The organism is Acinetobacter sp. WCHAc010034 (genome assembly GCF_001696615.3).
Lineage (GTDB): Bacteria > Pseudomonadota > Gammaproteobacteria > Pseudomonadales > Moraxellaceae > Acinetobacter.
Genome location: NZ_CP032279.1, coordinates 349,096 through 366,288, shown reverse-complemented (window position 1 = coordinate 366,288; position 17,193 = coordinate 349,096). Strand labels below are relative to the sequence as shown.

Genomic DNA, 17,193 nt, shown 5'->3' with positions numbered 1-17,193 from the left:
ATGGCATTTGATATGCCATTGGACTAGATTTATCTATTAATTGGAAAAGCCATGAAATTTCAAAAATTACTTCTGACCGCATTAATCTCTTTAAGTTTTACTCAACAGGTTCTAGCGCATCCGCGTGCAGATGGGCATGCGCCTGCAGGTGTCATGTATGAGCACCTTCATAAAGAAGGTGAATGGATGCTGGGCTATAATGTACAGCGTATGAATCAGGATAGCGGTTATTATCAGGGTTCAGATCAAGCCGCGCCTGAATCTTTAGGACGCTACAGCATGCTCACTAAAGAGCATGAAATGTATATGCATATGCTGCATGTGATGTATGCCCCTACAGACAATTTAACGTTGATGTTGATGCCAATGTATATGAGCATGGACATGACAATGGACACAAACCCGAACCAGACAGGTTCAGGACACGGAAATCATGGCGGCGGGAATGATCATGGCGCACATTCGCATGGTGTTGACGGCTGGGGAGATACGGTCATCAGCGCATCTTATCGGGCATTTGATAATGGCAAACACCAAGTCATCACAACTTTAGGTTTGTCTGCGCCAACTGGCGATTATAAAAAATATGGGAATGACGGCAAACCAGTACATTATGGCATGCAGTTAGGAGCTGGTGTCTGGCAGGCAATTCCAAGCGTGACTTATGTCTATACTGAAGATAAAGTGAAAGCGGGGATACAGGCTTCAACTCGCCAGCCGCTATTTGATGATTTAAATGATTTAGGCTATTACGCTGGTGATCAGCGCAGTGCTACAGCTTGGCTAAGCTACCTCTGGCATCCAAATTTCAGTACTTCAGCACGTATCCAGTATAGTAATACCGATAACATGCAAGGACATTATAAAGTGTCTCACAATCATAGTTCGCCAGCAGATATCCAGGGAAATTATGGCGGTGAACAGACTTTTGCTGGCGTAGGTGTGAACTCGATTATTCCTGTTTTAGGCGGTGTCCGTGCGGGTGTAGAGTTTATGACGCCTATCAATGAAAATCTAAATGGCGTACAGCAGCGGACAGACAATATTTGGAACGTTTCTATCAGTAAGGCATTTTAATAGCTCAGTTTGTTAGGGATCTTTAAATATTTATGTTTAAAGATCCATTCTTGGGCTGTGCGCTGATTTGCAGAAGCTGCAATCAGGGCAGGGCAAAGCTGTAATGCTTTGGCCTTGATGCCGTGGCCAAATATAATGACTGTAAGGCAAAGCATGGCGCTATTGTAAATGCCTTCAAGTGAGGGTTTTGCATAAGAGATTTATGTTAAATAATTATTAGAAGCCTTAATATGATAGAACCAATTTAAGGAGGAATTACTTGGAAAAAAATTATCTAGAGATTTTTCACCTATCAAATTTTCAGACTAATTTTGAAATTATCAAATATTCTAATAATTTTTATCTCAATGTTTATTTGGAATATGGATTTGAGCAGATTGAAAAAATTATTGAAATTAGTAGTGATTTATTTAACTTTATTTTAAATAATAAAAATCAATTTGATATTTATTCAATTAAAACGATCAAAAACACTACGAAGTTGAAAGTCGAAATTTTTTTTGCATCATCTTCTACAGTGTATTTATTAGATCAATTCTATTTTTTAGAAAAATGGCAGAAGCTAGACGACTCCTTAACCGTACAAACAGTCGCACTGCAAATAGACCCATTGCAATATAGACAGCTTAAAAATTTCGAATAATAGCCATTATGTTAAATTGGCTCAATATTCGAGAAATTTTCTTTTATACTAAACGAAAATTTATGATATTTAATTCAGCCCATGAATCCAACGATAGATACAATTTTAAGAAAAGTTGATGGCTTAAAGATTACGCATGATTTTTTCCTTATGCTAAATAAAACCAATCATTTAAGGTATGCAACTGTTTATGAAACAGATAAAAAAGAATTCAAAAATATAGGAAATACTGATGACATTTTTCTTGAAATACATGATCTTATGAATAGTGATGAATTAAATAATGGGATTTACAGCTATTATTCTATTGATAGAAAAATAATCCACCACACGAACTACAATCCTGAATTATTTTGGGATGATGCAATGGAATTAATTCTATATCAAATCTATGCGGTGACCCCATTTGATGCAGAACGAAAAACTCAATTAGAAGAAAGCCTTTCACAGGAAAAAATAAAACAGACACTTGTATATGCTTGCCATCTTAACTTAGTGGATCAGATAGATTTTTTACTTTCAAAAAAAATAAGTAAAGGTGAATTAAATAGAAATCTCAAGGGTGTAGGAACACCTTTGGGGTTAAGCATTGAAGGGAATAATATTAAATTAGCAAAGAAACTATTAGAGCTAGGTGCCGATCCAAAGAAAAAATCATTTTCATACACACCGCTTGAATTGGCATTTAGATATTCTGATGAAATGGTATTTTATTTTTTTGATCACTTTAAAGAATATTTTATTAGGGCAGTGATGCAAAAGGGTTTGGTCATTGCTGGACTCAATCAGAACGCTGAAATTTATAAATTACTGATAGATTTAGGTTGTGACCCATTAGGTAAAGATCCAGTTTTCCAAATGCCACATGTTTTCGTAGATTATAATAATTTATACGGATTGCAGTTCTTAGCTGAATACGGAATAGATATGAAACATAAAAATAAATACAAAGAAACAGCATTTGAAAGAGCACAAAAACAAGAGAAAACTGAACTAATAAAGTACTTAGAAGCTTTTAACTAGGTTATCTAAAATTAACATAATACGCGTTACATGAAATTGAAAAATTAATTATATATCATTGCCTTAAATGTTTTTTGATTTCATATAATGGCAATTATATTAAATTCGTTACATTAATGCCGATGTGGTGTAATGGCTGAAATTTCAAGATATATCAGCAAAGAGGAGAAGTATTCTTTGATCCAAATCCTAAATAGTACCTTGCCTGTTGCCCTCGTGACTGGTTCCACGTCGGGCATCGGCGCTGCGATAGCACGCAGGCTGTCCAGCGAGGGGTATGCTGTAGTTCTGCACTCGCGCAGTTCCGTAGAAACTGGACTCGCGTTAGCCGCTGAATTGGGAAAAGCTATATACATCCAAGCTGATTTAGCCAAGGATGCTGACAGGATAAGGCTGATCCAGGAGGCTATATCCTGGCAGGGGCGGCTTGATGTCCTTATCAACAATGCTGGCATCAGCCGCGTTATTCCTCATGAAGATCTTATGGCTGCTTCGCCTGCCATCTGGAACGAGCTGCATGAGGTCAATGTGGTAGCCCCATTTCGACTTGTAGCAGAAGCAGAAGCCGCTTTGAGAGATGCAGCGCGGCACGGCCGCCCAGCCTGTGTTGTTAATGTAAGCTCACATGCGGGCATTCGGCCCAAGGGTGCATCAATCCCTTACGCCTCATCCAAAGCCGCATTGAACCATGTTACCCGCCTGCTTGCCGTATCACTTTCCCCAAATATTCGGGTGAATGCCGTTGCTCCGGGTTTGGTAGATACCCCTTTGACGGAGGATTGGATAGCTGCCCAACAGCTTTGGCGGGAGTGTTCGCCCATGCGCAGAGCAGCCAGACCTGAGGATATCGCCCAAATCGTCGCCATGCTTGTAGCCTCGGACTACCTGACTGGAGAGATTTTGCTGTCAGATGGAGGGTTGAACCTGACATAGAGTACCGCTAGAGATGCATGACAGCGGGCTTGTATTGGTTTCTGTTTCATGACTGCTCAAACCTCCGCTTGCGCCATTTTTTACTATATTTTTATCCAAAAATTATCTTTATTGGTAAATTTTCCTAAAATCACCACAATACGGATTATGCGCAATACTTTTTTATTCCAATATAAATCATTTGCTTAATAAAAGCTTAATAGCTCAATCCTAACCGATTGGGCTATTTAACTGACTTCTTATGTTTAAAGATCATTATTTGAGCAGTGTTTCGCTGTTTTGAATGAGCTTTCCGTGTAGATTCCAGTCCAAGCGCTGGCACTTTTTTTAGATGATATAAGCGTTTTAGAAAAGAAAAAATAGCTGCGGGTAACTTTGCTGTTACGCCAGTATTAGGCTTATTAATTATAAGTTGTTAATTTTTGAAATTAAAAAGCCCCATGGTTAGGGGCTAGTCGTATGCGCATCTAAGGCGCACACTGTAAGAGGCTCATCTCATACTGCGGGTATTAAAGCACAAAAGATGAAAAGCGGCCAGCGCTTTTGGTTTAGCCCACCTTGCTTTTGCTTGTATCGCAGCCATAGCGGGTAAATTTTGATTTAAATGATTGAAAATAAAAGACTCATCATATACATATAAGAGCTGAAGCTTTTTCTTCACTTTTGCAGGATGCCTGATGAAAAATTTAGAAGATCATAAAAAAATTGCCATATTAATTGATGCTGACAACACGCAATGCAAGAAACTTAAAGTTATTTTAGAAGAGCTGAATGCGCATGGGCATGTCATTACCAAAAGGGCTTATGGCGACTGGTCATCTGAATATTTGAAAAACTGGAAAAGCTCGCTGAATGAATTGGCTATTCAGCCGATACAGCAGTTTTCCTACACCAGCGGCAAAAATGCCACAGATGCCTCAATGATTATTGACGCAATGGATCTGCTTTATTCCAAAAAATATGATGCATTTGCGCTGGTGTCCAGCGACAGCGATTTTACCCGGCTGGCGTCCAGAATCCGCGAGGAAGAGCTTTTCGTCTTTGGCGTCGGCGGGCAGAAAACGCCATTATCTTTCAGAAATGCCTGCGATGACTTTATTTTCATCGAAAACTTAAAAGGCGATGAGCCTGCAGTTGCGGGGCCGGCCGCGGCGGATGCTGAACATAAGCCTGCCGGACTGGAAAAGCTGAAGGATATTCAAACGCTGGTTTCATTTTTGAATAAGGCTTGGGAGCAGTATCAGGATGATGAGGGCTGGGTGAATATCGCCGCTGTCGGAAATTTCTTAAAGCGGGTCAAGCCGGATTTTGACCCGAGAAGCTACGGCTATCAAAAAATTCCGCAAATTGTTGAAAAGCTGAGCAGTGATTTTGAAATGACCAAATACCCGGGCAAGGGGACGGTATCGATTATCGCATACCGCCCGAAGCATGCGAAAAGCCGCATCGCCTGATTATTCAGCTGATTATTCAATCATCAGCAGGTCGGCGCTGTTGGCCTGCTTCAAAGGCCGCAGCGCGAAGATGGAGCGGGTGTGGCGGATGCCTTTCATGGAGTATAAATTTTTCCGCAGAAAGCGCTCATAGTGCTCGGCATTTTTCACCGCCACTTTGACTAAATAATCATAGTCGCCGGTCACCAGATGCGCCTCCACTACTTCCGGCATATGCGCCAGCGTATCGCTGAACTGCTCCAGAATTTCGTCATCATGGCGTTCCAGCGTAATTTCAATAAAGAACAGCTCATTAATGCCAATGGCTTTCGGATTGATGTTGGCGGTATAGCCTTCAATAATCTTTGAATTTTCCAGCCGCTTCAAGCGCGTCCAGCAGGGCGAAGAGGAGAGGCCGACTTTTTCAGCCAGCTGGGTTACGGTCAGGCGGCCGTCTTGCCGGAGTTCAGACAAAATGCGGCGGTCAATTTTATCTAAAGCGTGGCGACTGTCATTCATGAGGTATTCCTGAGAATAATTTTCTTTATAAGGCGTATTTTGTGAAAATATTTCCTGATAATTCTAGAAAACCAGCAAATAAAAGAGAAACATTTGGGGCGGGCCATGGCTACAATAAGCTTATTCAGTCAAAGCCATTTGGGAGATTGGCTTTGATGCGCAGACAGCGCCTTTAAGGGGAAGGGTGCCCTTTAACGGCGCTGTCTGCAAACTTATCTATTGCGCTTGCTGCTTCACTTGCCTCTGCTTAAGCCAGTAAGTCAAGGTCAGGCAGCCAATCCAAAACGGAATCAGCGCGACCGCAATGCGCATGTCCGGCGTCAGCCACATTACCGCTAAAATGCCCAGCATAAATGCAATGCAGATGTAATTGCTGAAAGGATAAATCAGCGCAGGGAACAGGGTCGGCTTTTTCAGCGCCAGCATGCGCTGCTTGAACTTCAGATGGGTCAGCGCCAGCATCATCCAGTTAATCACAATCGCTGAAACCACCAAGCTCATCAGCAGCTTAAAGGCTTTTTCCGGGAATACGTAATTCAGCACCACGCACAGCAAAGTCACCAGCGCAGAGCATAAAATCGCTGCGTAAGGAATGCCGCGCCGGTTAATTTTCTTTAAAAACTGCGGGGCATTGCCCTGTTCCGCCAGACCCAAAAGCATGCGGCTGGTGCCGTAGCTGGTGCCGTTATAGACGGAAATCGCCGCGGTTAACACCACAAAATTCAGCACAGTCGCTACGCCTTGGCTGCCCAGAGAGTCAAAAATCAGCACAAAGGGGCTGCCGCCTTCCGCAATTTGATTCCACGGAAACAGCGAGAGCAGGACGATAATCGTCAGCACATAAAACAGCAAAACCCGGTAAACAATCTGGTTGACGGCTTTAGGAATGGTTGTGGTCGGGTCTTTGGTTTCGGTAGCGGCGATGCCGACCAGCTCAATTCCGCCAAAGGAAAACATGATGATCGCCATGGCCATGATCAGGCCGGAAATGCCGTTGGGGAAGAAGCCGCCTAAGGCCCATAAGTTGGAAATTGATGCAGTTTCGCCGCCTTGGCCGCTGGCCAGCAGCCATGCGCCGTAAGCAATCATGCCGATGATGGCCAAAATTTTAATCATGGAGAATAAAAATTCTGTTTCGCCAAAGACTTTGACATGCAGCAGGTTAATGGCATTGATCAGCACAAAGAAGCCGAGCGCAGAAATCCAGGTGGGAATTTCAGGCCACCAGTACTGCACATACAGGCCGATTGCGCTGAGCTCCGCCATGCAGACCAGAACGTTCAGCACCCAGTAATTCCAGCCGGACATAAAGCCGGCAAATGGGCTCCAGAACTTATAGGCAAAATGGCTGAAAGAGCCGCTGACAGGTTCCTCCACCACCATTTCGCCCAGCTGGCGCATCATAAAGAATGCAATTAAACCCGCGAGCGCGTAGCCGAAAATAACCGAGGGGCCAGCCAGTTTAATGGTTTGAGAAATGCCTAAAAATAGGCCCGTACCGATAGAGCCGCCTAAAGCAATCAGCTGGATATGGCGGTTGCTCAGCCCATGCTTAAGCTGGCGTTGCTGTTGTGCAGACATGATTCATCCATCTCTAGCGCATGCAGTGCGAAAATGCATGCGCTATGACTTAATAAAAATTCGTGATGGAAATATAATATTTATTTATCTATTAATAAAATTAAATTTATCAATAGGCGCGTTTTTTGCCCAAATTACGGGGTTTGGCGGCGAAAAGAAAGCCAGCCAAGCGCATTGCGGGCTTGGCTGGCGGGTCACTGGGCCGGGTATATGGGCTGCATTAAGCCTGCAGCTGGGCTGCAATTGCAGGCCACAGGTTTTGATGCGAAGTTTTGAACATCAGCATATGGCCAATACCTTTATGGCCGTATTCGGCGGGCTTCAGCTCAATCATGGCGGTTGGCGCATTCGGGTACAGGCGCAGCAGGTCTTTGACATTGGCTTCGGTGGCAATCTCATCATCTGAAGACCACAGCGCGGTAATCGGCGCCTGCACCGCGGCATGGAAATCTTCATGCACGGTTCGGCCAATGGCGTTGATGACATAGCCCGGCCTGCTGCAGAACTGCGCCCACTGGCGGGCAACATCTTTGGGCAGGTTTTCGCCCATGCCGATTGCATTGGTTGGCCCGTAGCCGAGGGTTAGGCGCGCCACAGGGAAAATCGCCTTGAACATGACCGGCGCCAGCAGCTTGGTGCGGCCTTTCAGGTTTTTGACATGGCCGGTGGAGCCTGAAACGGCAATGACTTTGGCCACTTTGTGATGGTTTGGAACAATGCCCAGCAGCTGCCCGCCGGCGCTGTGGCCCAGCAGAATCACCTGCTGCGCGCCGGTTTTATTTAACAGCGTGTCAATGGCTGCCGGAATGTCCAGCTGGCCCCACTGCACAATGCTGGCGCTGGATTGGCTTAATGGCCCGTGCAGTGAGTCGCCAATGCCGCGGAAATCAAACACCAGAACATTGTATCCTTGTTCGCTGAGCCAGGCTGCAAAGCTGTGGTAGAACTGCTTGGTAATGCCGGTTGCAGGGCAGATCAGCACCGGCAGGCTGTTCAGGTTTGCGCCGCGCTGCGCGTAAAAGCGGGCGCTTAAGCTGTAGCCGTCTTTACAGGTCAGGGTAAATGCTTCAAATTGAGACATAATTATTCATAAAAAGTTGATCTTATCGCTGTTACTTTACACAGGTTCCAAAAAGAAACTTGATGAGTTTGTGACTTTAAAGTCAGCGCGGATTTCAATATGCAAAGGGAAATATAGAACGATATGGATGCAGCGCAATTCACCGCAGCGGTAAAGCTGGCGGTTCTTTTCAGCGGAATTTTCCTGTGGACAGGCATGCTGACAGGCGTCTGGAAATACTGGCAGATCCGGCAATCCGTGCAGTCCCGCGCGCACTATTATGTAGATATTGCGCACCGGAGCAGCCTGCTGTATGCGCCAGCCTCGCTGATTCTGGCGGTTTTGGCTTATTTTTCGGCTTTTTCGGCCTGGCTGAATCTGCTGTGCGTGGCCATCAATCTGGTGTTTTTCTCTTTTTCAATTTTAAGCTATGCGCTGCACGGCTGGCTGCAGGATACTTCCAATCAGTTTAAAACGCCGCACCGGCTGGGTGCAAAAATGACTTTGCCGAACTGGATGATGACAGGCGCGATGCTGCTGCTGATTGCGGGAGAAGTCGGGGCGACAGCGCTGTTGCTGCTGGGAACGGGCTGGAATTTTTATGCATAGCCTGAAATGCGGGCGCAGAGTCTGCTTTAAAATGGGGCAGCGGCTAAGTGGCATCTTTAAGAGGATGCTTATGAGATTTGTGTTTTCAGGAATGCAGGTTTAGGCCTGCAGATTTTTGCGGAAAGCTTTGGAGTTTGAGTTTATTGCGCTTTTTTTAGATGGATGACGGATCATCCATCTGTCTTATCTTAGAAGTAATCGGTGTTTTTCTGCTTGCGGTACTTTTCATCAATCGCCGCCCAGAGGAAGAAAGCGAATGAGACAATCAGCGCATAGCCAAAGTATTCAAGCCTTAAGTTTCCCTGCATTAAGCCTTGAAGCAATAACGTAAGCATCAGCGCAATAGTGGTGCTTAAAAAAGTCACCATATTCTTATTGGCTTTTAGAGCGTTAATGAAGAATTCTTTATTGAAATGTATTGATAACATCTCCACCCCTCCTTTTGTTGTTTACTGCTGAAACCTGATTGTTCCAGTAAGCATTACATTTACAGTTTTACTGCTTATTCAAAAGCATTTCAATAGTAAATGTCATTATTTTGTCATATATCTATGTTAGATCATAGTCTATACATAATACCATTATTAATTTGGTAAATACTGCATATATTGGCGCGCTATGGGTTAGATTGAGAAAAATCAATGCAATATCCGCCTGTAATAAGGCAAGCAATATGTATGCCAAGAGCATAATTTTGCGGAACGGAATAGTCTAGGCGCTGACTGCGCAGAAAGAATGGAGGAAATGTAAGCGTTGTTTGGACTAAGGTAATTGAATTTTAATTATTTTGGGATCAGGCGCTGCAGGCCGCGTTATTTTGGCAACAGCTGGCGGCTGGAATCTGGCCGCTTCAGAATATGGCGCTGCCGCCGATACAGTGAGACAAATAAAAGCACATTTGGATAAAACATAGCAATTATTGGTCATCGTAAAATCGTCATTTGGGTAAAAATCAGATTTTAGGCGCATCGCTGGAAGGTTATTTTCTAGCTTTGTCAATCACTGCAGCAATCACAAGAACAATCACAGATGGAATAAACCACGCTAAGCTTTGCTCATTCAGCGGCAAGTTCTGCAGGAATGCAGGCAATACGTCATCAAAACCGGCAACTTTCATTCCGTCAAAAATGCCGAAAATAAGCGCAACCGCTGTAACAGGCATCATCACGCGCGATGGCTGGTTCCAGAATTTTGTGCAGAAGCTCAGCAGAATCACGGCAATCGCCGGCGGATAAATTGCGCTTAAAACCGGTACAGAAACCGCAATCAGCTTGGTCAGGCCTAAGTTTGAAATCAGCAGGGAGAAGCCGACTAAAATGAAGACAAAGATCTTGTAAGGAATTTTAGTCAGGTTGGAGAAGTATTCCGCGCAGGCGCAGGTGAGGCCAATAGCAGTTACCATGCAGGCAATGAAAATCATTGCAGAGAGGAAATACGCGCCCATATCGCCAAATGCGTGCTGCACATAGGCATGCAGGATCACTGCGCCGTTGGCTGCATTTGGAGCATATTCATGGCTGCCCATGCCCAGTTTAAACAGGCTGACATAGACCAGCGTCAAGCCGATGCCGGAAATGATGCTGGCAATCACCGCATATTTCGTTACCAGTTTTTTGTCGGTTACGCCGCGCGATGTAATGGCTTTTACAATCACAATGCCGAAGACCAGCGCGCCTAAGGTGTCCATGGTCAGGTAGCCGTTGACGATGCCTTCAGAAACAGGGCTGCTGACATAGTTGTCAATTGCAGGCGGCACATCACCGGTTGGAATTAAGAAGGCGGAAATGCCTAAAACCACCAGAGCCAGAATTTTCAATGGCGAAAGGAAGTAGCCGACGGTGTCTAAAATTTTGTTTGGATACAGGCAGACCGCCGTCACCAGCGCAAAGTAGACAATGCTGTAAATCAGCAGGCTGCTGGATGAGTCGCCAAAGTAGGAAGAAAAACCGATTTCATAAGAAACGGTTGCGGTACGCGGTGTAGCGAATAAAGGCCCTACCGCCAGGTAGCAGACGACTGTCAGCAGAATGCTGGCAGCTTTGCCAAGCGGGGAGCTTAGCAGCTGAATGGAACCTTCTACGCGGGATAACGCCACAATGGTGATAACAGGCAGGCCAACTGCGGTGATTAAGAAACCTAAAGCAGCCAGCCAGACATGTTCACCGGCTTGCTGAGCCACAATCGGTGGAAAGATAATGTTGCCTGCGCCAATGAACAGCGCGAAGGTCATAAAACCTAGGGCAACAATATCTCTGGTACGGAGATTTGTCATAAAATTAAGGGAGGAGAATCGGCTAAAAGAGGCAATTTTAGTGCAATTGCAATGATTTTTGGAGTTTATTTTATGGATCTTATTAATTTTTTTTATAATATTAAAAATCAATATATCGGAAAATAAAATTCTGTTTGATGTAGATGGTTGATTATCGGCATGAAATATAAAAACATATTATAAAATATGGGTTTGCGCTATTTTTACGGGTTTTTATGATGCCGGTTCAATTGCCTGCAAATTGCGCAGGCGGGAGGCTGCCTTGCGGGCGCAATCGCGCGGGCCGGGCGCGCAAAAAAGATTTAAAAGGTCTATAATCAGCAGCATCTTATCTGAGGGTGTTGCAATGAAGGCTTCCAATATCACGATTAAAACTGAGCAGGACATCGAAAAGCTCCGCATTTCGGGGCGTTTGGCTGCGCAGGTTTTGGAAATGATCGGGGAGCATGTCAAGCCGGGTGTAACGACTGAATATCTGGACGACATCTGCAATGACTTTATTGTCAATACGTTAAAGATCATTCCTGCAAACGTGGGCTATTACGGCTATACCAAAACCACCTGCATTTCGCCGAATGAGGTCGTCTGCCACGGTATTCCGTCGGCGAAAACGGTGTTAAAAGACGGCGACATCATCAATATTGATGTGGCGATTGTTAAAGACGGCTATTTTGGCGACACCAGCCGCATGTACTATGTCGGCGCGGTTCAGCCTGAAGCCAAGCGCCTGGTTGAAACCACCTATGAAGCCATGGTGGCCGGCATACATGCCGTCAAGCCGGGCGCAACGCTGGGCGATATCGGCTATGCGATTCAAACGGTGGCGCAGCGCGAAGGCTATACGATTGTGCGCGAATACTGCGGGCACGGCATCGGCAAGATTTACCACGAGCAGCCGAGCGTGCTGCACTATGGCCAGCCGGGCCAAGGCGTGAAGCTGAAAAAAGGCATGGTGTTTACCATTGAGCCGATGGTGAATGCCGGCAAGGCGCGCACCAAGGAACTGAAAGACGGCTGGACTGTGGTGACTGCAGACCGTTCATGGTCGGCGCAGTGGGAGCATATGGTTGCGGTGACCGATGACGGCTTTGAGCTGCTTTCGCCGTGGCCGGAAGGCACGGGCAGCTATGCGGAAATTTAAGCAGGAAAACTGATATAAATAAAAGAGTTGCGACTTTAGTCTATAAAACCGGCGCTGCCGGCAGAAAAAAGATGAATTAGCAATAAGTCTATATGGATGAATGCTTTAACAGCAGCGCTTTCAGAAAAACAGCAGCTCCGGCTTAGAGCAATTTTCTATTTAACTGAAAGCGTGATTCTCGGTATTCTTGCTTTAACAGATTCTGCTGTAGTTTCTGTATTTAAAGTTTCGGCTTATCCTTATTTGGATAAGCTTTTTTTTTGCCTTAAGTTTTTGACTTGGTTAAATTTTCAACCAGATAGTCAATGAATACCCGCACTGCCGGCAGCAGGCCGCGCCGTGAAGGGTAGACTGCATGGAAGATGCCGTGCGGCGCTTTCCACTTCGGCAGCACCCGGACCAGCGCGCCGGACTGCAAATGGTCATGTACAATGCTGTCCGGCAGCAGGGCGATGCCGCAGTCCTGGCAGGCCAGCTGCGCCAGCATGCTTAAATCTGAACCCATAATGACAGGGTTGACCCGGATCTTCTTTTGATGGGACTGATCATCATGCACCACAATGTGCTGATCTAAATGCTCATCCGCCATGCTGAGGATGTGATGCTGAGCCAAGTCTTCCGGCTGCTTTAAATCGCCGTACTGGTTCAGGTAGGCTTGACTGGCGAACAGGTGCTGCTCAATGGTTTCAAATTTGCGGATTACCAGATTCGGGTCGTCGTCCAAATTGTCGCGCACGCGCAGCGCCAAATCGAAGCCTTCATTGATGATGTCGACGCGGCGGTTGGTCACCATCATCTGGATTTTGATTTCCGGATACGTTTTCAGGAATTTCGGCAGAATTCTGGCAATGTCATTTTGCGCGATGGAAACCGGCAGGCTGATTTTAATCACGCCGCGCGGCTTGGTGCTCAGGTGGTCAACCAGATCATGGGCAGCCTGAGCGGCGTTCATCATGACTTGTGCGTGGCGGTAGATATTCATGCCGATATCAGTCACTGCAAAATGCCGCGAACTGCGCTGAATCAAGCGCACGCCTAAGCGTTCTTCCAGATTGTAAACGCGCCGGCTAAGCTTGGACTTGGGAATGTCTGTGGCGCGTTCGGCAGCGCTGAAGCCGCCGTGTTCCACCACTTGGGCAAAACAGTAAAAATCATCCAAATCGCTGAGCATTTTAATATTCCATATTTGCAACAATATCAGCAAATTAAAAGCAGCCGTTCCACTTTGTCAAATGATATTTGTTATCAGGCCCCGCTGCGCAATTTTCAAGACTAAAGTCGCGTTCGAAAGGCTGTAGAATGCACGTAGCATGTTGGCTTAAACTGGCCTTGAAAGCTGAACCGAAAGGAATGCGGGTTCAGCGCGCAGTTAATCTGAGCAGCATCTTGCAGGCCATACGCCATGAGGATTGATCATGGAATTAAGACATTTACGCTATTTTGTTGCCGTGGTTGAAGCGCAAAGCTTTACCAAGGCAGCAGAAAAACTGTTCATTGCGCAGCCGCCTTTAAGCCGGCAAATTCAAAACTTGGAGCTGGAACTGGGCGCGCCCCTGTTTGAACGCGGCAGCCGTCCGCTCCGCACCACAGCAGTGGGGCATTTTTTTTATCAGCAGGCGCTGAAGCTGCTATCCAATGCGGAAGAAATCAAGCTGATTACCCAGCGCGCAGGCATGACCGAGCGCACCATCCAGCTTGGCTACAGCAGCTCCCTGCTGTGCGGCCTGCTGCCGCGGATTATTTACCTGTTCCGCCAGCAGCACCCCAATTTAAATGTAAAGCTGATTGAACTTAACGGCATGGAGCAGATTAAGGCCTTGAAGGAAGGGCGGGTAGATGCCTGTTTTGGCCGTGTGCGGATTTCAGATCAGGCGGTGAAGCGGGTACTGCTGCGCGAAGAGCGGCTGGTGGTGGCGGTGCATTCCAGCCATGCTTTGGCCAACCTGCGCCGCGCCGTTTCTCTGGCGGAATTGAACGATGAGCAGATTTTTGCCTATCCGCCGCAGTCCGGCTTGGGCTATGCCTCGCATGTGAAGTCGCTGTTTCTGGAATACGGCCTTGAGCCGAAGCGCTTTAATGCGCTGGATGGCCTGCAGCAGGCGCTGGGCATGGTGGCGGCCGGAGAGGGCGTCTGCATTGTGCCGGAGTGCGTCAAAATGATGCAGTTCCGGCATGTCAATTACTTGCCGCTGGCGGACAGCGCAGCCGTCAGCCCGATTTATTTGATTGTGCGCAATGATGATGAAGGGCGCTATGCCCGCCCGCTGTTTGACTGTGTGTATCAGGTGTATGATTTAGAAGCGATTGAATATGACCGCCGGGTTTTTTAAAAGGGTTTTAAGCAGAGGCGGCTGCTATTTTGATTAAGTTGACTGTTTGATATAAGTTTTTATTTAATATTATGAATTGGGAGCTAAATTATGGGATTTGATTTTCCGGCTTTATCTGCGGTATTTAAGCCGTACCAAGAAAAAATTGCAGCCACAGCCAAGCCAGCGGTCACGATGGCTTTAACCCCGCAGCCAGAATTAAGTTTGTGGCAAAGTAAAATTGGCGGGCGGCCCTACTTGCCTTTGGAAACGGAATATCCGAAAAGCGCTGAAGGCCAGCCTTTAATTTTGCTGGCGCAGATTAATTTGGCGGAAATGCCGGCGCTGCCTGAGTTCCCGGCGCAAGGCATTTTGCAGTTTTATATTGCTGCTGATGATTTATACGGGATGAATTTTGCTGATCAGCAGGCGCAATCCGGATTCAGAGTGCTGTATTTTGAAAGTGTCGTTGAAGATATTCAGCAGCTGAAACAGGATTTCAGCGACATTGAATTTAATGATGATGAATGCCTGACGCCTTTTCCTCTGACTGCGCAATATGCTGTTGAATTCCTGCTAGGGCAGCAGGCGATCAGCTGCACAGATTTCGCTTTCGGGCGGAAAATTTTATCTGTAGAGCAGCTGGGTGAATTTGAAAGCCAGTATGAAGGCGACGATTTTTATGATGATTTTATCGAACCTTATGCTGAGGCATTTCCGGGAACAGGCCACCGCTTAGGCGGCTATCCGTTTTTCACCCAGTCTGATCCCCGTGAATATAACCCTGAAATTCAGGATTATATCTTGCTGTTCCAGCTGGACAGCGACAGTGAAGGCGGCAGGGAAATTATGTGGGGGGATGTAGGCGTCGGAAATTTCCTTATTCATCCTGATGATTTGAAAAAGCGCGATTTTTCAAAGGTTTTGTATAATTGGGACTGCAGCTGATTTTAGGCTGCGCTTTAAAAAGCGGCCGATTTCCCTGCTGAATTTCAGCGGTTCGCTCAGCAGGGGCGCATGCCCTGATTTTTTAAACAGCACCGCTGTCGATTGCGCGGCGCTGCCGGCAATGATTTTTTGCCCTTCAGCCGGATACAGCCTGGATTGCTCGCCGATAAAAAAGGTGGCGGGGCAGTCCAGCTGGCAAATGGCCTGCCGGTAATCTTCCCGGTGATGCAGGTAACTGTTCACATACCATGCGAAATAATCCAGACGCTGCATTGGCAGCAGATGGCGGTGCAGGCGCGGCTGCTTTAGGGCCTGCTGAAAGAAAAACGGCGTAAAGCTCCGGCTGCGAGTCTGCAGCCGGATGAATGCCAGCCATGCTTCCAGCAGCTGATGGCGCTCCTGAAGATTCAGCTGCTGAAGCTGCGTCAGCTGAGGATGCCGGGCCAATAGGGCAGAAATCCGCTGCAGCTGCTGCAGAAACGCAGCATGCTGGCCGCCCAGCAAGCCAAAAGGCCAGGATGCATCGGCTGAAATTTTCGGGCTTTGGTCAATATGCAGGTAGCTGTGAATCTTGGCGGCGAAATTGCCATACTGCATGCCATGCATGGCGGCGGTTGCGCCCATGGAATAGGCAATCAGGCTGAACTTGTCATGCGCTAATAACTGCCCAAGCAGGCAGTCAATGTCGCGCCAGTGGCTGGAAATGGCATCCAGCTGCGGAATCCGGCACTGGCTTGAGCCGCCGAAGCCGCGCCAGTCAGGAATAATGAATTTAAAATCCCTGCGGAAGCGGTATAGAAACGGATGCCACTGCCAGCTCTGCATGCCCAAGCCGGACAGAACCAGCACCGGCTGGCCTTGGCCGTATTCACGCACATAAAGCTGTTCGCCGTCCGGCATGCGGTAGTGCGGCATCAGTTTTCCTTAGGCTTGGCTTGATTTGAACTGCTTTCATCAAAGGAGTTCAGCGCGGGAATTAAATTTTCCAGCCAGTTAATCCAGCCGATTTCCAGATCAATGCCCAGCTGCAGAATGCTCTTATGAATAAACAGCGTCCGGTCGTGCTCATCCGCATGCGCAAAATCTTTGGCGAAAATGGCCTGATACAGCCTTAAGTTGTCCTGATGCAGCTGCAAATGGCGCTCCAGCTCCGGCAGCGCGGTGTTGCCGCCAAGCTGGGCTTCGGCGCGCAGGCGCACCAGCAGTTCTTCGCGCAGCTGTCCGGGCGGGCTTTGCTTGACCATCCAGTCCGCCAGTTCTGTGCGCCCCAGCAGCTCAACCTGATAGGTTTTTTTCCGGCTGGCGGCGTCATCTTCCTCAATTGGGGAAATCCAGCCTTTTTGCTGCATGGCGCTCAGCTCGCGGTAAATCTGCTGATGAGTCGAATTCCAGAAAAAGCCCATGGAGCGGTCAAAGCGGCGCGCCAGTTCAATGCCCGTGCTGGGCTTTTCAATCAGGCTGGTCAGTAGGACATGAGCTAAAGACATAGGGAAAACGGCTTATATTTTTTAACAAGTTTTATTATGCAACAAGTTGCATAAAAATCAAATCTCGAATATAAAAGTATGCAACAAATTGCATAATTGCTGCGGCGGAACTCAAATGCGCCGCAGCCTGCATAAAAACAGCCAGCACATAAGCACGC

The 17,193-nt window shown here is 46.8% G+C and carries 19 protein-coding genes; 10 read left to right on the top strand and 9 right to left on the bottom strand.

What is annotated here, in order from left to right:
- The first annotated feature begins 51 nt into the window (after positions 1-51).
- The 4 genes from BEN74_RS03120 to BEN74_RS03105 all read left to right on the top strand — a co-directional run bounded on the left by BEN74_RS03120 (position 52) and on the right by BEN74_RS03105 (position 3,676).
- Positions 52-1,077, top strand: coding sequence for a hypothetical protein (locus BEN74_RS03120; protein ID WP_068909069.1), 1,026 nt, complete (start codon positions 52-54; stop codon positions 1,075-1,077).
- Positions 1,078-1,336: 259 nt separating this feature from the next.
- Entirely contained in the window at positions 1,337-1,720 is a 384-nt protein-coding gene (locus tag BEN74_RS03115) for a hypothetical protein (RefSeq protein ID WP_068909067.1), read from the top strand.
- Positions 1,721-1,801: 81 nt separating this feature from the next.
- The gene (locus BEN74_RS03110; RefSeq protein ID WP_068909065.1) at positions 1,802-2,743 is read left to right on the top strand and encodes an ankyrin repeat domain-containing protein; all 942 of its coding nucleotides are present in this window, start codon (positions 1,802-1,804) and stop codon (positions 2,741-2,743) included.
- Positions 2,744-2,875: 132 nt separating this feature from the next.
- Positions 2,876-3,676: an SDR family NAD(P)-dependent oxidoreductase gene (locus tag BEN74_RS03105; RefSeq protein WP_171404878.1), complete on the top strand. Its 801-nt coding sequence runs from the start codon at positions 2,876-2,878 to the stop codon at positions 3,674-3,676.
- A gap of 490 nt (positions 3,677-4,166) precedes the next feature.
- On the opposite strand, the gene BEN74_RS19245 is transcribed toward BEN74_RS03105, so the two are convergent.
- The gene (locus BEN74_RS19245) at positions 4,167-4,337 is read right to left on the bottom strand and encodes a hypothetical protein (RefSeq protein WP_162898124.1); all 171 of its coding nucleotides are present in this window, start codon (positions 4,335-4,337) and stop codon (positions 4,167-4,169) included.
- Between the two features lie 16 nt (positions 4,338-4,353).
- Between BEN74_RS19245 and BEN74_RS03100 the strand changes: the two genes are divergently transcribed.
- The gene (locus BEN74_RS03100; RefSeq protein ID WP_068909063.1) at positions 4,354-5,130 is read left to right on the top strand and encodes an NYN domain-containing protein; all 777 of its coding nucleotides are present in this window, start codon (positions 4,354-4,356) and stop codon (positions 5,128-5,130) included.
- A gap of 12 nt (positions 5,131-5,142) precedes the next feature.
- Here BEN74_RS03100 and BEN74_RS03095 read toward each other — a convergent pair whose 3' ends face one another.
- The 3 genes from BEN74_RS03095 to BEN74_RS03085 all read right to left on the bottom strand — a co-directional run bounded on the left by BEN74_RS03095 (position 5,143) and on the right by BEN74_RS03085 (position 8,290).
- Positions 5,143-5,628 (bottom strand): Lrp/AsnC family transcriptional regulator, encoded by a 486-nt coding sequence (locus tag BEN74_RS03095; protein ID WP_068909061.1) that lies wholly within the window; start codon positions 5,626-5,628, stop codon positions 5,143-5,145.
- Positions 5,629-5,844: 216 nt separating this feature from the next.
- Entirely contained in the window at positions 5,845-7,209 is a 1,365-nt protein-coding gene (locus BEN74_RS03090; RefSeq protein ID WP_068909059.1) for an amino acid permease, read from the bottom strand.
- A gap of 220 nt (positions 7,210-7,429) precedes the next feature.
- On the bottom strand, positions 7,430-8,290 hold the full coding sequence (locus BEN74_RS03085) for an alpha/beta fold hydrolase (protein ID WP_068909057.1): 861 nt from the start codon (positions 8,288-8,290) through the stop codon (positions 7,430-7,432).
- A 123-nt stretch (positions 8,291-8,413) separates the two neighbouring features.
- Here BEN74_RS03085 and BEN74_RS03080 point away from each other — a divergent pair, with 123 nt between their 5' ends.
- Entirely contained in the window at positions 8,414-8,878 is a 465-nt protein-coding gene (locus BEN74_RS03080) for a hypothetical protein (protein WP_068909055.1), read from the top strand.
- 188 nt (positions 8,879-9,066) lie between these two features.
- Here the strand turns inward: BEN74_RS03080 and BEN74_RS03075 are convergent, their stop codons facing one another.
- Together BEN74_RS03075 and brnQ are read right to left on the bottom strand one after the other, a co-directional pair.
- Entirely contained in the window at positions 9,067-9,306 is a 240-nt protein-coding gene (locus BEN74_RS03075) for a hypothetical protein (RefSeq protein WP_068909053.1), read from the bottom strand.
- A gap of 551 nt (positions 9,307-9,857) precedes the next feature.
- Positions 9,858-11,150, bottom strand: coding sequence for a branched-chain amino acid transport system II carrier protein (brnQ, locus tag BEN74_RS03070; RefSeq protein ID WP_068909051.1), 1,293 nt, complete (start codon positions 11,148-11,150; stop codon positions 9,858-9,860).
- Positions 11,151-11,496: 346 nt separating this feature from the next.
- Here brnQ and map point away from each other — a divergent pair, with 346 nt between their 5' ends.
- A complete protein-coding gene (gene map, locus BEN74_RS03065; protein WP_068909049.1) occupies positions 11,497-12,291 on the top strand; it encodes a type I methionyl aminopeptidase in 795 nt (264 codons plus the stop codon).
- A gap of 96 nt (positions 12,292-12,387) precedes the next feature.
- A complete protein-coding gene (locus tag BEN74_RS19240) occupies positions 12,388-12,600 on the top strand; it encodes a hypothetical protein (RefSeq protein ID WP_162898123.1) in 213 nt (70 codons plus the stop codon).
- Here the strand turns inward: BEN74_RS19240 and BEN74_RS03060 are convergent.
- Entirely contained in the window at positions 12,557-13,462 is a 906-nt protein-coding gene (locus tag BEN74_RS03060; RefSeq protein ID WP_068909047.1) for a LysR substrate-binding domain-containing protein, read from the bottom strand. The two genes, BEN74_RS19240 and BEN74_RS03060, sit on opposite strands and share 44 nt — an antisense overlap.
- 244 nt (positions 13,463-13,706) lie before the next feature.
- Here BEN74_RS03060 and BEN74_RS03055 point away from each other — a divergent pair, with 244 nt between their 5' ends.
- Positions 13,707-14,621, top strand: coding sequence for a LysR substrate-binding domain-containing protein (locus BEN74_RS03055; RefSeq protein ID WP_068909045.1), 915 nt, complete (start codon positions 13,707-13,709; stop codon positions 14,619-14,621).
- A 90-nt stretch (positions 14,622-14,711) separates the two neighbouring features.
- Positions 14,712-15,548 (top strand): YwqG family protein, encoded by an 837-nt coding sequence (locus tag BEN74_RS03050; protein WP_068909043.1) that lies wholly within the window; start codon positions 14,712-14,714, stop codon positions 15,546-15,548.
- On the opposite strand, the gene BEN74_RS03045 is transcribed toward BEN74_RS03050, so the two are convergent.
- Together BEN74_RS03045 and BEN74_RS03040 are read right to left on the bottom strand one after the other, a co-directional pair.
- The gene (locus tag BEN74_RS03045; protein ID WP_068909041.1) at positions 15,516-16,463 is read right to left on the bottom strand and encodes an alpha/beta fold hydrolase; all 948 of its coding nucleotides are present in this window, start codon (positions 16,461-16,463) and stop codon (positions 15,516-15,518) included. The genes BEN74_RS03050 and BEN74_RS03045 overlap by 33 nt on opposite strands.
- Complete coding sequence (locus BEN74_RS03040) at positions 16,463-17,035, bottom strand: PadR family transcriptional regulator (RefSeq protein ID WP_068909039.1); 573 nt, start codon at positions 17,033-17,035, stop codon at positions 16,463-16,465. The genes BEN74_RS03045 and BEN74_RS03040 overlap by 1 nt, the downstream gene beginning before the upstream one ends.
- Positions 17,036-17,193 lie beyond the last annotated feature (158 nt).

What these genes read in the sequence shown, in the direction of transcription:
- BEN74_RS03120 (WP_068909069.1), top strand. Translation starts at nt 52, where the DNA reads ATGAAATTTCAAAAATTACTTCTGACCGCATTAATCTCTTTAAGTTTT.
- BEN74_RS03110 (WP_068909065.1), top strand. Translation starts at nt 1,802, where the DNA reads ATGAATCCAACGATAGATACAATTTTAAGAAAAGTTGATGGCTTAAAG.
- BEN74_RS03105 (WP_171404878.1), top strand. Translation starts at nt 2,876, where the DNA reads ATGGCTGAAATTTCAAGATATATCAGCAAAGAGGAGAAGTATTCTTTG.
- BEN74_RS03100 (WP_068909063.1), top strand. Translation starts at nt 4,354, where the DNA reads ATGAAAAATTTAGAAGATCATAAAAAAATTGCCATATTAATTGATGCT.
- BEN74_RS03095 (WP_068909061.1), bottom strand. Translation starts at nt 5,628, where the DNA reads ATGAATGACAGTCGCCACGCTTTAGATAAAATTGACCGCCGCATTTTG.
- BEN74_RS03090 (WP_068909059.1), bottom strand. Translation starts at nt 7,209, where the DNA reads ATGTCTGCACAACAGCAACGCCAGCTTAAGCATGGGCTGAGCAACCGC.
- BEN74_RS03085 (WP_068909057.1), bottom strand. Translation starts at nt 8,290, where the DNA reads ATGTCTCAATTTGAAGCATTTACCCTGACCTGTAAAGACGGCTACAGC.
- BEN74_RS03080 (WP_068909055.1), top strand. Translation starts at nt 8,414, where the DNA reads ATGGATGCAGCGCAATTCACCGCAGCGGTAAAGCTGGCGGTTCTTTTC.
- BEN74_RS03075 (WP_068909053.1), bottom strand. Translation starts at nt 9,306, where the DNA reads ATGTTATCAATACATTTCAATAAAGAATTCTTCATTAACGCTCTAAAA.
- brnQ (WP_068909051.1), bottom strand. Translation starts at nt 11,150, where the DNA reads ATGACAAATCTCCGTACCAGAGATATTGTTGCCCTAGGTTTTATGACC.
- map (WP_068909049.1), top strand. Translation starts at nt 11,497, where the DNA reads ATGAAGGCTTCCAATATCACGATTAAAACTGAGCAGGACATCGAAAAG.
- BEN74_RS19240 (WP_162898123.1), top strand. Translation starts at nt 12,388, where the DNA reads ATGAATGCTTTAACAGCAGCGCTTTCAGAAAAACAGCAGCTCCGGCTT.
- BEN74_RS03060 (WP_068909047.1), bottom strand. Translation starts at nt 13,462, where the DNA reads ATGCTCAGCGATTTGGATGATTTTTACTGTTTTGCCCAAGTGGTGGAA.
- BEN74_RS03055 (WP_068909045.1), top strand. Translation starts at nt 13,707, where the DNA reads ATGGAATTAAGACATTTACGCTATTTTGTTGCCGTGGTTGAAGCGCAA.
- BEN74_RS03050 (WP_068909043.1), top strand. Translation starts at nt 14,712, where the DNA reads ATGGGATTTGATTTTCCGGCTTTATCTGCGGTATTTAAGCCGTACCAA.
- BEN74_RS03045 (WP_068909041.1), bottom strand. Translation starts at nt 16,463, where the DNA reads ATGCCGCACTACCGCATGCCGGACGGCGAACAGCTTTATGTGCGTGAA.
- BEN74_RS03040 (WP_068909039.1), bottom strand. Translation starts at nt 17,035, where the DNA reads ATGTCTTTAGCTCATGTCCTACTGACCAGCCTGATTGAAAAGCCCAGC.